At 62.9% G+C, this 13,160-nt stretch carries 10 protein-coding genes; 6 read left to right on the plus strand and 4 right to left on the minus strand.

The window, feature by feature from the left end; translation table 11 throughout:
- Window position 1: 1 nt before the first annotated feature.
- Genes C5L10_RS12860 through C5L10_RS12875 form a run of 4 tightly spaced genes read left to right on the plus strand, consistent with a single transcriptional unit; the run spans window position 2 to window position 3,486 of the window.
- Window positions 2-832, plus strand: a complete 831-nt coding sequence (locus tag C5L10_RS12860; protein ID WP_105429991.1) for an ABC transporter permease — start codon at window positions 2-4, stop codon at window positions 830-832.
- A complete protein-coding gene (locus C5L10_RS12865; RefSeq protein WP_105429992.1) occupies window positions 829-1,611 on the plus strand; it encodes an ABC transporter ATP-binding protein in 783 nt (260 codons plus the stop codon). The genes C5L10_RS12860 and C5L10_RS12865 overlap by 4 nt, the downstream gene beginning before the upstream one ends.
- Window positions 1,608-2,405, plus strand: coding sequence for an ABC transporter ATP-binding protein (locus tag C5L10_RS12870; RefSeq protein ID WP_105429993.1), 798 nt, complete (start codon window positions 1,608-1,610; stop codon window positions 2,403-2,405). Before C5L10_RS12865 ends, C5L10_RS12870 begins: the two co-directional genes overlap by 4 nt.
- Window positions 2,395-3,486, plus strand: coding sequence for an alanine--glyoxylate aminotransferase family protein (locus C5L10_RS12875; RefSeq protein WP_105429994.1), 1,092 nt, complete (start codon window positions 2,395-2,397; stop codon window positions 3,484-3,486). The genes C5L10_RS12870 and C5L10_RS12875 overlap by 11 nt, the downstream gene beginning before the upstream one ends.
- On the opposite strand, the gene C5L10_RS12880 is transcribed toward C5L10_RS12875, so the two are convergent.
- A complete protein-coding gene (locus C5L10_RS12880; protein WP_105429995.1) occupies window positions 3,487-5,043 on the minus strand; it encodes a VOC family protein in 1,557 nt (518 codons plus the stop codon).
- Between the two features lie 342 nt (window positions 5,044-5,385).
- Here C5L10_RS12880 and C5L10_RS12885 point away from each other — a divergent pair, with 342 nt between their 5' ends.
- Window positions 5,386-7,239 carry an ABC transporter ATP-binding protein gene (locus C5L10_RS12885; RefSeq protein ID WP_205837048.1) on the plus strand — a complete coding sequence of 618 codons (1,854 nt, stop codon included), beginning with the start codon at window positions 5,386-5,388 and terminating at the stop codon, window positions 7,237-7,239.
- Window positions 7,240-7,249: 10 nt separating this feature from the next.
- The gene (locus tag C5L10_RS12890; RefSeq protein ID WP_105429996.1) at window positions 7,250-9,148 is read left to right on the plus strand and encodes an ABC transporter ATP-binding protein; all 1,899 of its coding nucleotides are present in this window, start codon (window positions 7,250-7,252) and stop codon (window positions 9,146-9,148) included.
- Between the two features lie 136 nt (window positions 9,149-9,284).
- On the opposite strand, the gene mmsB is transcribed toward C5L10_RS12890, so the two are convergent.
- The 3 genes from mmsB to chvE are packed head-to-tail and all read right to left on the minus strand — an operon-like array spanning window position 9,285 to window position 13,122.
- Entirely contained in the window at window positions 9,285-10,475 is a 1,191-nt protein-coding gene (gene mmsB, locus C5L10_RS12895) for a multiple monosaccharide ABC transporter permease (RefSeq protein ID WP_105429997.1), read from the minus strand.
- On the minus strand, window positions 10,475-12,034 hold the full coding sequence (mmsA, locus tag C5L10_RS12900) for a multiple monosaccharide ABC transporter ATP-binding protein (protein WP_105429998.1): 1,560 nt from the start codon (window positions 12,032-12,034) through the stop codon (window positions 10,475-10,477). Before mmsA ends, mmsB begins: the two co-directional genes overlap by 1 nt.
- 56 nt (window positions 12,035-12,090) lie before the next feature.
- Window positions 12,091-13,122: a multiple monosaccharide ABC transporter substrate-binding protein gene (gene chvE / locus C5L10_RS12905; protein WP_245282809.1), complete on the minus strand. Its 1,032-nt coding sequence runs from the start codon at window positions 13,120-13,122 to the stop codon at window positions 12,091-12,093.
- Window positions 13,123-13,160 lie beyond the last annotated feature (38 nt).

The raw sequence follows: 13,160 nt of genomic DNA on the forward strand, positions 1-13,160 counted from the left end.
CATGAGGCTCCTACGCGATCTCGTCCGGACGCCGGAAGGCGTGATCGGGCTCGGCATCCTGGCGGGTCTGGTGCTCGTGGCATTGTTCGCGCCGATGCTCTCCCCCGGCGATCCGCTGCGCATTGCCGGCCGGGCGCTGTTGCCGCCCTTCACCGACCCCGCTTTTCCGCTCGGCACAGACCGGCTCGGTCGCGACGTGCTGGCCGGCATAATCCACGGAACCCGCACGTCGCTGGCGGTCGGCCTTGCGGCGGCGCTGGCGGCGATTGCCATCGGCCTATGCGTCGGGCTGACGGCCGGCTTTGCCGGCGGCCTGGTCGACGAGGGGCTGATGCGCGTCGTCGATGCCTTCCAGATCGTCCCGAGCTTCCTGCTGGCGCTCGCCTTCGTCAGCGTCATCGGCGCCTCGGTGCCGGTCGTGGTGCTGGCGATCGCGCTCGGCGCCTGGGCCGATCCGGCGCGGCTGACGCGGGCGCAGGTGCTCTCCATCCGCGAGCGGGATTATGTTGCCTCCGCCCGGGTGATCGGCATGCATCCGGCAGAAATCGCCTTCCGGGAAATCCTGCCCAACGCCCTGCCGCCGGTGCTGGCGCTGTCCGCGATCATCGTCGCGGCAGCGATCCTCACCGAAGCCGCCCTTTCCTTCCTCGGCCTCGGCGATCCGAACGTCGTCACCTGGGGCTCGATGATCGCCGAAGGCCGCAATATCCTGCGCTCCTCGCCGTCGCTATCGATCTTCCCTGGCATCGCGCTGGTGGTGACCGTCGTCGGCGTCTACCTCTTCAGCGAAGGCCTGACCAAGGCGCTTGGCGGCCGGAGGCTGGAGCCATGAGCAGGTTGTGCCAGATCAGAAACCTCTCGGTCACCTATCGCGGCCAGACACTGCCGGCGCTGGATCATATCGACCTCGACATTGCCGCCGGCGAGCGGCTGGCGATCATCGGCGAAAGCGGTTCCGGTAAAAGCACGCTCGCCCGCGCCTTGGCCGGCCTCTTGCCGCCGGGTGCGAAACTGGCGGGCGAGATGCGCTGGTCCTCCGGCCTGCCACCTTTGCCCGGCCGCGATCTCGGCTTCGTTTTCCAGGACCCTTCCTCCAGCCTGAACCCGGTGCTCAGCGTCGGCGAACAGGTGGCCGAAGGTGCCCGTCGGCATCTCCGCTTGCCCTGGAGAGAGGCCTATGCCCATGCGCTAAAAATGCTGGAGCGTGTCCGCATTCCGGAGCCGGACAAGGCGATGAAAGCCTTTCCGCATCCGCTTTCCGGCGGCCAGCGGCAGCGCGTGGCGATTGCCTCCGCCCTTGCCGCCAAGCCCGGCATCCTGATTGCTGACGAGGCGACCAGTGCGCTCGACATGGTCGTGCAGGCCGAGATCGTCTCGCTGCTCGACGAACTGGTTCGCGAGGCCGGCATGACGCTGATCTTCATCACCCATGACATCGCGCTGGCTTCTGGGTTTGCGAACCGGGTGGCAATCTTCAAGGACGGGAGGCTGGTGGAATCGGGCCTGACTGGAAATGTCCTAGCCTTCCCCAAGGAGGCCTACACGAAAACCCTGATCGCCAGCCACCGGGATCTCACGACGCCTCCGCTCATTCGGGAGGCAACGCCGTGACGCTGCTCGCGATCGAAAATCTCTCGAAGCGTTTTTCGTCCGGCGGCCGTGAAGTCGTGGCGGTCAGCGATGTTTCACTGACGCTTGGACCCGGCGAGACGCTCGGCCTGGTCGGCGCCTCGGGCAGCGGGAAATCCACCCTCGCCCGAATCCTGATGCGGCTGCTGCCGGCCGACGCCGGTTCGATCCGGTTCGAAGGCGAGGATTGGCTTTCGCTGTCCGGCGCCAATCTCCGCCATCGCCGCGCCAGGATGCAGATGGTGTTTCAGGACGTACTGGGCGCCTTCAATCCGCGCGCGACCGTCGCCTCGGTCCTGGATGATCCATTGCGTATCCACGGCATAGTGCCAAAAGCTGAGCGCAGACAAGAAATCGCAGCGCTGCTCGATCGCGTCGGCCTGCCCGCGAACTATGCCGAACGCTCGATCCGCGAGGTTTCTGGCGGTCAGCGGCAGCGTATCGCCATTGCCCGTGCCATCGCCACAAAACCGTCGCTGATCGTGCTCGACGAGGCGGTATCGGCGCTGGACGTCTCGATCCGAGGCAAGATCCTCGAACTGCTGGTCGAGCTACAAGAAGAGCGCAGCATCAGCTATCTTTTCGTCTCGCACGATCTCGCCGTCCTGCGCGCCGTCTCGCACCGGATCGCCGTCATGGAAACCGGGCGGCTGGTCGAGACCGGGCCGATGCGGCAGGTGATCGAAAACCCGCAATCGCCTGCAGCCAGGGCCCTGATCAACGCCGTGCCGCGACTTTTGACAGAACCAACGGAAGGACCCTCCCATGACGTTTGACCGCTGGAACCCGCTGAACGACGCCCCGCCCTTCCCCACTTCGCGTTACGCTGCCATCGCCGACCGGATAGCCAAGATCCTGAAGACCCGAAACGACGTCCTGCTGATCCAGGCGGAGGCGGTCGTCGCGCTGGAAGCGGCCGCCCTCAGCCTCGCCCGCCCCGGCCTCAAGGCGATCAACATCGTCACCAGCATGTATGGCGGCTGGTTCGGCACCTGGCTCAGGCGCGGCGGCGCCGAGGTCGTCGATCTGGCTGCAGAGCCCGCCCGTCCGATCGGGCTGGAAGTGGTCGAGGCGGCGCTGAATGCACATCCGGACATCAAGGTCCTGGCCCTCGTCCATGCGGAGTCGGCAAGCGGCATCCGCAACCCGCTGGAGGAGATCATAGCGCTCGCCCGCTCGCGCGGCATCGTCACGGTGGTGGACGCGGTCGCCTCGATCGGCGGCCATGCACTTGGCATCGACGAACTCGGCATCGACATCGCCGTCATCGGCCCTCAGAAGGCGCTGGCGGGACCGGCCGGGGTTTCGGCGCTCTCCGTCAGCCCTGCCGCCTGGAAACTGATTTCTGAACAAGGGGCGCCAAGGGATTCCATTCTCTCGCTTATCGACCAGAAAGCCTGGCTCGAAACCGGCCGCGGCGCGTTATCCGGCACCACCGCACCGTTGGAATTTTTCGCGCTCGAAGCCGCCCTCGATCGCGTCGAGGCGGAGGGCATCGATGCGATCGTCGCCCGGCATGTCCGCGCCGCCCGGGCGACCCGCGCGGCACTCGCTGCCATGGGCGGCGAACTCTGGGTCGGTGCCTTGCATGGTTCGAACCTGGTGACGGCGGCCAGGCTTCCGGCCGCAGCCGATCCAACCGCCGTGCTCTCGGTCGCTCCGCGCGGCATCGAACTTTCCGCCGGTGTCGGTCCCGGCGCAGAACGGCTGATCCGGCTCAACCATACCGGCCAGCGCGCCCGTTTCGATATTGTGCTCGGTAACCTGACGGCCTATGGCATGGCGCTTCGCCGGAGGGGGTTCAAGGCAGATATATCCGCCGCCGTCGATGCGATCACGCTGCATTACGGCGATTGATCAGAAGCCTTTTTCCATCAGCCAGTCACGGGCGATCATCTCGTCCTCGGTACCGATCCCGTGGTTGGCATCGAGCGTCTTGGCGGTAAGTTCCGCTCCGTCAGCGAGAAGCCGCTCTTCGAGCTCCCGGGCTAGCGACCCGTAAAAATCGTCGGTCGCGCTGAGCGACAGGACCTGCGTGCCGGAAAGATCGACTGCCGGCCGATCCTCCAGGCAGTTCATCGACCGCAGCAGGATCGCTCTGCGGATCAGCTCCGGATGAAGCTGCATCACCGCGCCGATCATGTTGCCGCCGTTGGACCAGCCGGCAAAGGCCGTCCGCGCCGGATCGACGCCATAGGCTGGGCCCAGTTCCTCCACGAAGGCGACGAAGGCCTCCGCTTCCGAGACGATCTCCTTCTGATCGAACGTCGTCTCCGTGAAACGACGGAAATATCGCGGATGCCCCTCGTCCGTCGACCGCCCGCGCATCCCGATCAGCATGGCGTTCGGAGCCGCCTTGCGTCCGAAGGGCAGCATGGTCGTTTCATTGCCGCCGCTGCCGTGCAGCAGCACCAGCGTCGAACCGTCCCAGCTCTCCGGCATGTGGATGCGGTGCACAAAAGGCAGGTCGCGATAGGTGACGCGCTCCTCGCCCGGCAGGCCGAACTGCGGCAGCATCACACGCAGGACATCGTGGTCTTCCTTGAAATGCGCTGGGATGAACAGCTCGGACCCCAGCGTTTCAACCGGCTCGTCGGCCGTGAAACCCGGCCCGTCCGTCGCCAGTTCGATCAGCGTGCCGGACGGCTCGCGAACATAGAGGGAGTGGAAATAATGCCGGTCATGCATGTTCATCTCGCCGGCATCCTCCGCCAGCAATTTCGCATGCACCGCCTCGACCTCGGGCCGATCGACGGCGCGAAAGGCGATATGGTCGATCGTGCCAGTGCCGGGTGCCGCAGTCCAGAAACCGCCGGCATCGCGGACATCGACGATATCTCGCGCATCCGACACCAGCCGCTGGATATTGCCGTCCTTCGGCCCGAGCCTGAGGCCCATGTGCCGTGTTAGAAATTCCGCCGTCTGCTCCGGCTTTTCGGCAAGGATCGTCGCACCATGGATTTTTCGGATCGCATCCGCCTCGGTTATGCCGCCGCCGCTCCACCAGACCCAAGGCGTCGTGTCCTCGACGCCGACGAGCTTGACGATGATGCCGTCGGGGTCGGTCAGTCGCAGCACCGGTTCGCCGAACTCCTGGGCCGGGCCGGAAAACTTGACGTTGAACTGCAGCGCCCGCGTCAGCCAGAAACCGATTGCCTCCGGCGCAATCGCAAAACTGATCTCGCTCGGCGCGCCATGCCCGACGCGCCCGAGCGAGCCATCCTCCCAGGCGAGGAAGGTCACCAGCGAACCGGGTGTCGCAGCCCCATCGCCGTAGAAGAGATGAAGCTGGCGGGCATCCTCGAAGCCGGCCGTCCTCTTAACGAGCCGGAGGCCGAGAAAGCCCGCGTAGAAATCGACATTCGCCTGGATCTTACGGGTGATGGCGGTGATGTGATGCAGGCCGCTGGTCATGCGAAAGCCGAACCTTTTCTATTGAGTTACGGCGCGACGATATCAGCACGGAACCGACCTTGCGATATGCACGGAGACAAAAGAAACCGCGGTCAACATCCTGATGGACGTTTTCCTCCCGCATCCGCATGCTCAGGCACCGGAATACCGGCAGGCTCGTTGCTGAAAATTCAGGCGCCACACAGGTCAAAAATTCACCACATGGGGCTCGGTTTTTGGTCCAAATCGGTTGACTGATTCAGCACCATTATGCAGGCTAGATCGAGATCCCGAATCTTCATCTCATAATGGCCGTCTTTCCGGATATTTTCCGGCTCTGTAATTCATTTTTGGAATAAACCCGTGAGCAGCGATGCAACAGTTCGCGTCGCGAAGCCGTCGGCTTCGTTGGCGCTGGTGAATGCGGCAGGTTGGGGCAAAGGCTTCTCGATACTGACCCGCATTACCGTCATGGCCTTCCGTCATCCGTGGCAATCGAGCTTCGCGATCGGCGCGACCCTGATCGCCTGCGCCTTCCAGCTGATGATCCCGCGGCTGCTCGGGCAGGCGGTGGACCACACGCAGGTGGCGCTGACCGGGGGCGATGCCGGCCAGGCGGCTCAGGATGCGCTTCTGACGACTGCCCTGCTGCTCCTCGGCGCCAGCGTGCTCCGCGGCGTTTTCACCCTGTTCCAGAACTACTACAGTGAAGCGGTCGGCCACCATATGGGCTATCGCCTCCGGCTTGCCTGTTACGAAAAGATCCAGCGGCTCTCCTTCAGCTTCCACGACAGCATGCATTCGGGCGACCTGATCACCGTCGGGCTGCTCGACCTCGAAGGCGTGCGCATGTATTTCTCGACCGCGCTGGTACGCATGGTCCTGCTGACCGTGCTGATCGGCATCGGCGCCTATCTTCTGCTGTCGACCGACGTGGTGCTCGGACTGCTGGCCCTGAGCTTCGTGCCTTTCGTCGGCTGGCGTTCGTCGGTGACGCAGCTCCGGCTGCGCGCCACCTGGCTCGACCTCCAGGAACGGCTTTCGGTTCTGACCCGCGTGATGGAGGAAAACCTCGGCGGCATCCGCGTCGTGCGTGCCTTCGCCGCCCAGGACCACGAGCTCGAAAAGTTCGACACGGCATCGAAGAGCGCGGTGTCGCTGGCGCATCAGCGCGTCGGCATCCGGGTTGCCAATACCAGCGCCATGACACTGTCCTTCTTCGCCTCCATGGGCCTCGTTCTCTGGGTCGGCGGTACCAAGGTAATGGCCGGCGAGATGACCGTCGGTACGCTCACCTCCTTCCTCACCTTCATGACCATCCTGCAGATGCCGGTTCGCCAGCTCGGCCTGATGGTCAACGCCTTTGCCCGCGCCTCCACCTGCGGTGCGCGCCTGTTCGAACTGCTCGACCTCGATATCGCCATCAAGGACGAGAAGGACGCCAAGGAGCTGAAGGTCACCGACGGCACGCTGCGGTTCGAGAATGTCGATTTCGCCTATCCGGGCGCCGAGAAACATCAGGTCCTGACCGGCGTGTCCTTCGAGGCCAAGCGCGGCGAGACGATCGGCATCGTCGGCCCGCCCGGCAGCGGCAAATCGACCATGGCCCACCTGATACCGCGTTTCTACGATGCGACGGGCGGCAGGATCACCATCGACGGCCAGGACATCCACAGCGCCACGCTGCAATCGCTGCGCCGGTCGGTGGCCGTGGTCCAGCAAGACAGCTTTCTGTTCACCACGACGATCGAGAACAACATCGCCTACGGCGACCCGTGGGCGAAGGAAGGCCGCATCGAGCGCGCCAGCGAAAGCGCCCAGCTGCACAACTACGTGCTCGGCCTGCCGACCGGTTACGGCACCGTGGTCGGCGAACGCGGCGTCTCGCTATCCGGCGGGCAGCGGCAGCGCCTGTCGATCGCCCGTGCGCTGATGCTGCGCCCGGCGGTGATGGTGTTCGACGATTCGACGGCGGCGATCGACGCCGGCACCGAACAGCGCATCCGCACCGCAATGCGCAGATATGCGGCCGACCGGGTGACGATCATCGTCGCCCATCGCCTGAGTTCGCTGATGCATGCCGACCGGATCCTGTTCATGGAAGAAGGCCGCATCATCGAAAGCGGAACGCATGACGAGCTGCTGGCGCTCGGCGGCCGCTACAAGGCGCTTTACGATCTGCAGGTACGTCCGGGCGACGACGCGCTCAGCGCCTGAGGGAGGATATATGGCCGAGGAACTGGAAACCGAACGCTCCGACGTTCGCGACGACGGCAGGCGCCCGCCCCGCGCGGTGGTCGGCTCGCATCGCATCGAAGAGGAAATCTTCGGCAAGGTCTTCGACAGCAACATCGTCAGGCGCATCTGGGGTTTCGTGCGGCCCTACCGCACAAAGATCTATTGGGCCGTGTTAGCGGTGCTGACCTTCACGGCCATGCAGCTCCTCATCCCGCTGATCATCCGTTACGCGATCGACCATGGCATGCAGGCGGGCAGCGACAGCCAGTCGATATTGATCTGGTCGATCGTTGCCTTTCTCGTGGCGATCGTCATCAATTTCGGCGCCAGCTATGCCCAGGAAACGCTGGTCGGCGGCGTCGCCGAAGACGTGCTCTTCGATATCCGCAAGGCGATGTTCACGCATCTGCAGCGCGTCTCGCTCTCCTGGATGGACAAGACGGAGGTCGGCCGCCTGATGTCGCGCCTGCAGGGCGACGTCAACTCCATGCAGGAATTCCTCGAAACCTCGGTTCTCTCGGTCGGCGATATCACCCTTTTGTTCGGCATCGTCTTCGTGATGCTGACGCTCGATTTCAAGCTCGGCCTGCTGACGCTCTGCGCCCTGCCCGTCCTCTTCGTCGTCCGCCTGTTCTGGCTGCCGCGAGCGCGAAAATCCTTCATGGCCGCGCACGAAACCAACTCGATCGCCAACGGTGCGCTTGCCGAAGCCATCCACGGCGTGCGCGCCGTCCAGAGCATGGACCGCCAGAGCGTCAACTTCATGCTCTATGACGACAAGGCCCGCGCCAACCTAAACACGCATCTGAACGCGGCGAAATACGCCCAGGTGATGGTGCCGATCGTCGACTCGCTGACTGGCCTTGCGATGGCGCTGGTCGTCGTGGTCGGCGGCGCCCGCGTGCTCAACCAGGCGCTCGATGTCGGCGTCATGGTCGCCTTCCTGTTCTACATCCAGCGCTTCTTCGACCCGATCCGGTCGCTGACGCTGCAATATTCGGTGATGCAGCGCGCCATGGCATCCGGCCAGCGCCTGACCGAAGTGCTGGACGTGCCGGTCGACGTCCAGGATGCCCCGAACGCCCAGGTTCTCACAGCGGACATGGACGGCTCGGTCGAGTTCAAGGACGTGGTCTTCGGCTACAATCCCAAGCACCCGGTCCTGAAACACGTGAGCTTCAAGGTGAACCCGGGCGAAACGGTCGCGCTGGTCGGCCCGACGGGTTCGGGCAAGTCGAGCTGCATGTCGCTGATCCACCGTTTCTACGACGTGCAGCAGGGCCAGGTTCTGGTCGGCGGTCACGACGTGCGCGACCTGACGCAGGAATCACTCGGCCGACAGATCGCCATGGTGCTGCAGGAGCCGTTCCTGTTCACCGGAACGGTGTTCGAGAACATCCGCTACCACAAGACGGACGCGACACGGGAACAGGTGATCGAGGCTGCCAAGGCAGTCGGCGCCCACGACTTCATCATGCGCATGCCGGAGGGTTACGAAAGCATCCTTGGCCAACGCGGCGGCAATCTCTCCCTCGGCCAGCGCCAGCTTCTGAGCTTTGCCCGCGCGCTTGTGGCGGACGCGAAAATCCTGGTGCTCGACGAGGCGACCGCCAATATCGACAGCTATACCGAAATGCTGATCCAGAAGGCGCTCGTAAAGCTGCTCGAAGGACGCACCGGCCTCGTCATCGCCCATCGCCTTGCAACCATCCGCGAGGCCGACCGCATCATCGTGCTGCAGAACGGCGAGTTGATCGAGAGCGGCAATCACCGCGAGCTGATGAAGAACAAGAAGCTCTATTCGAAGCTCTACAACCTCAACTACTCGTCCTTCGACGATATCCCGGAGGATGTCATCGAAGAGGCCGGGACCGAGCAGGCGACATGAAACCGATTTTAGGGCGTTCCACCCGTCCTCTCCGGAGCCGTCGCGATTTGTAGGGCCAACGCAAAAAAAGCCCGGATGCGTCTGACGCATCCGGGCTTTCGAGCTTAATCGGGCAATCTTGAAGGACCCGCGGGTCTCAGCGGCGCTGGTTGTAGACGTCGACGCAGACGGCGCCGAGCAGAACCAGGCCCTTGATCACCTGCTGGTAGTCGATGCCGATGCCGAGGATCGACATGCCGTTGTTCATCACGCCCATCAGGAAGGCGCCGATGACAGCACCCGTCACCTTGCCGACGCCGCCATAGGCGGATGCGCCGCCAATGAAGCAGGCCGCGATGACGTCCAGTTCGAAGCCGGTACCGGCCTTCGGCGTGGCGCTGTTCAGCCGTGCGGCGACGACGAGGCCGCCGAGAGCCGCAAGCACGCCCATGTTCACGAAGGTGAGGAACACCAGCCGCGTCGTCTTGATGCCGGAAAGCTCGGCTGCACGGGCGTTGCCGCCGACCGCATAGATCTGCCTGCCGATCACCGTGCGGGTGGTGAGGAAGCTATAGGCGGCGATCAGCACCGCCATGATGATCAGCACGTTCGGCATGCCGCGATGCGACGAGATCAGGAAGGCGATGTAACCGACGCCGGCGAGGATCAGCAGGTTCTTGGCCACGAAGAAGCCGAACGGCTCCGTCTCGACGCCATGCGAGACGCGCCGCTTGCGGCTTGAGAAATTCTGCACGATGAGGATGACCGCAAGCACCAGCCCGAGCAGGAACGAGGTGATGTAGAGGCCGCCGGTCGACGAGATCAGCTCGACGACGTAACCGGACGAAAGCTTCTGGAAAATCGGCGGGAAAGGACCGATTGCCTGGCTGCCGAGGATGGCGATCATCAGTCCGCGGAAGACCAGCATGCCCGCCAATGTGACGATGAAAGACGGTATCTTGAAATAGGCGACGAAATAGCCCTGGGTCGCCCCGATCAAGCCGCCGACGGCAAGGCTGATGACGATGACGACGGCGAAATTGATACCCCACTGAACCATCAGCAACCCGGCAAAACCGCCGATGAAGCCCGCGACCGAACCGACCGACAGGTCGATATGGCCGGTGACGATCACCATCAGCATGCCGAGCGCCATGATGACGATATAGGAGTTCTGCAACACGATGTTGGTGACGTTGAGCGGCCTCAGGAGCACGCCTTCCGTGGCGATCTGGAAGAAGATGACGATCACGACCAGCGAGATCAGCATGCCGAAATCGCGCAGATTGTCCTTCAGAAAACCGCCCACGCTCTGAGGCGCCGATATCGTTTCCTGCGGAGTACTCATTATTCTCTCCCTTTGCGCCGCATGATGGCGCGCATGATATTTTCCTGCGTGGCTTCCTCGCCGGCCACTTCGCCGACAAACGCACCTTCGTGCATCACCACGATACGGTCGCAGATGCCGATCAGCTCGGGCATCTCCGACGAGATCACGATCACCGCCTTGCCCGCATCGGCGAGTTCGTTGATGATCGTGTAGATTTCATATTTCGCGCCGACATCGATACCACGCGTCGGCTCGTCGAGAATGAGCACGTCGGGACCGGTGAACAGCCATTTCGACAATACCACTTTCTGCTGGTTGCCGCCGGACAGCTTGCCGGTCTCCTGGTAGACGTTGTGGCTGCGGATGCGCATCCGGCCCCGGAATTCCTGCGCCACCTTCATCTCTGCGATGTCGTCGATGACGCCGCGGGAAGAAACGCCGCCGAGATGGGCGAGCGAGACGTTCTTGCGGATATCCTCCGAGAGAACCAGCCCGAGCTGCTTGCGGTCCTCGGTCACGTAGGCAAGGCCGGCCTTGATCGCCTTGTGGACGTCGGAAAGGTCGAGTTCCTTGCCGTGCAGCTTGGCGGTGCCGGTGACGTGGCGCCCCCAGGACCGGCCGAACAGGCTCATGGCGAATTCGGTGCGCCCGGCGCCCATCAGGCCGGAAATGCCCACGACCTCGCCTGACCGCACCTTCAGCGAGACGTTCTTCACCACCTGCCGGTCCGAGTGCATCGGATGATAGGCGGACCAGTTCTCGACTTCGAAGATGATGTCGCCGATCTTTGGTTCACGCTTCGGATAGCGGCTTTCCAGATCGCGATCGACCATACGGCGCACGATCTCGTCTTCGTCGACGGGACCGGCATGGCAGTCCAGCGTGCCGACGGTGCGGCCGTCGCGCAGCACGGTGATGCGGTCGGCAACCTCGGAAATCTCGTTGAGCTTGTGCGAGATCATGATCGAGGTAATGCCGTTGCGGCGGAATTCCTTGAGCAGTTCCAAAAGCGCGGCACTGTCGGTCTCGTTGAGCGACGCGGTCGGCTCGTCGAGGATCAACAGCCGCACGTCCTTGGACAGCGCCTTGGCGATTTCGACCAGCTGCTGCTTGCCGACGCCGATATTAGTGATCAGCGTGTCCGGCTGTTCCGTAAGCCCCACCTTTGCAAGCAATGCTTGGGTGCGCTTGTGCCGTTCGCTTCGGTCGATCACCCCGCGGCTTGCCGGGGGATTGGTCAGGAAGATGTTTTCCGCGATCGACATCAACGGAATGAGTGCCAGTTCCTGATGGATGATGATGATGCCGAGCTTTTCGGAATCGTTGATGTCGCGGAAATGCCGCTCCTCACCCCCGAAAAAGATGGAACCCTCGTAGGAACCGTGCGGATAAACGCCGGAAAGCACTTTCATGAGGGTCGATTTGCCAGCGCCGTTTTCACCGACGAGGGCATGGATCTCACCCTCCTGAACGGCGAAGCTGACATCGGAAAGCGCCTTTACGGCGCCAAAGCTCTTCGAAATCGCCCGCATCTCGAGGATGGGTGGCTTTTCGGCAAGCTGAACGGGATCGAGCATGATCACTCCGAAAAAAAGGTCCGCGCGGCAGAATACCACCGCGCGGATTAAAAGGCTTACTTAAGCTGCGATTCTTTGTAGTAACCGCCATCCACCAGAACCTGCTTCCAGTTGGTCTTGTCAACCACGACCGGCTTCAGGAGGTATGACGGAACGACCTTCTTGCCGTTGTCATAGGTCTTGGTATCGTTGACAACAGGCTCCTTGCCGCTCATCGCAGCATCGACCATGTCGACGGTGACCTTGGCAAGATCGCGCGTGTCCTTGAAGATCGTCGAAGACTGCTCGCCGGCAATGATCGACTTGACGGACGGGACTTCTGCGTCCTGGCCGGTAACGATCGGCATCGCCTGACCGCCGGAACCGTAACCGACGCCCTTCAGCGACGACAGGATACCGATCGAGATGCCGTCATAGGGAGACAGAACGCCGTCCAGCTTCTTGCCGGAATAGGTCGACGAGAGGATTGCGTCCATGCGGGACTGGGCGGTTGCCGGATCCCAGCGCAGCGTCGCGACCTTGTCCATGCCGACCTGGCCGCTGCCGACCTTCAGCACGCCCTTGTCGATCAGCGGCTGAAGCACGCTCATCGCGCCGTTGTAGAAGAAGAAGGCGTTGTTGTCGTCCGGCGAACCGCCGAAGAGTTCGATGTTGAACGGGCCCTTTTCGGTGTCGGCCTTGAGGCCCTTCACCAGCGAAGTAGCCTGCTGAACGCCGACCTGGAAATTGTCGAAGGTGGCGTAGTAGCTGACGTTCGGGGTATCGCGGATCAGGCGGTCATAGGCGATGACTTTGATCTTCTGGTCGGCGGCCTGCTGCAGCACGTCGGAAAGCGTCGTGCCGTCGATCGAGGCGATGACGAGAACCTTGGCGCCCTTGGTGATCATGTTTTCGATCTGCGCGAGCTGGTTCGGGATATCGTCTTCAGCGTACTGAAGATCGGTCTTGTAACCGCGCTCTTTCAGAACCTTGACCATGTTGTCGCCGTCCGCGATCCAGCGGGCGGAAGACTTGGTCGGCATGGCGACGCCGACGAGACCCTTTTCCTGTGCGCTGGCCGGAGCCGCGACGACCAGACCGGCCAACATGGCCGCGGTCGCGAGATATTTGAACATTCGCATGGATT

The organism is Neorhizobium sp. T6_25 (assembly GCF_002968555.1).
GTDB lineage: Bacteria > Pseudomonadota > Alphaproteobacteria > Rhizobiales > Rhizobiaceae > Neorhizobium.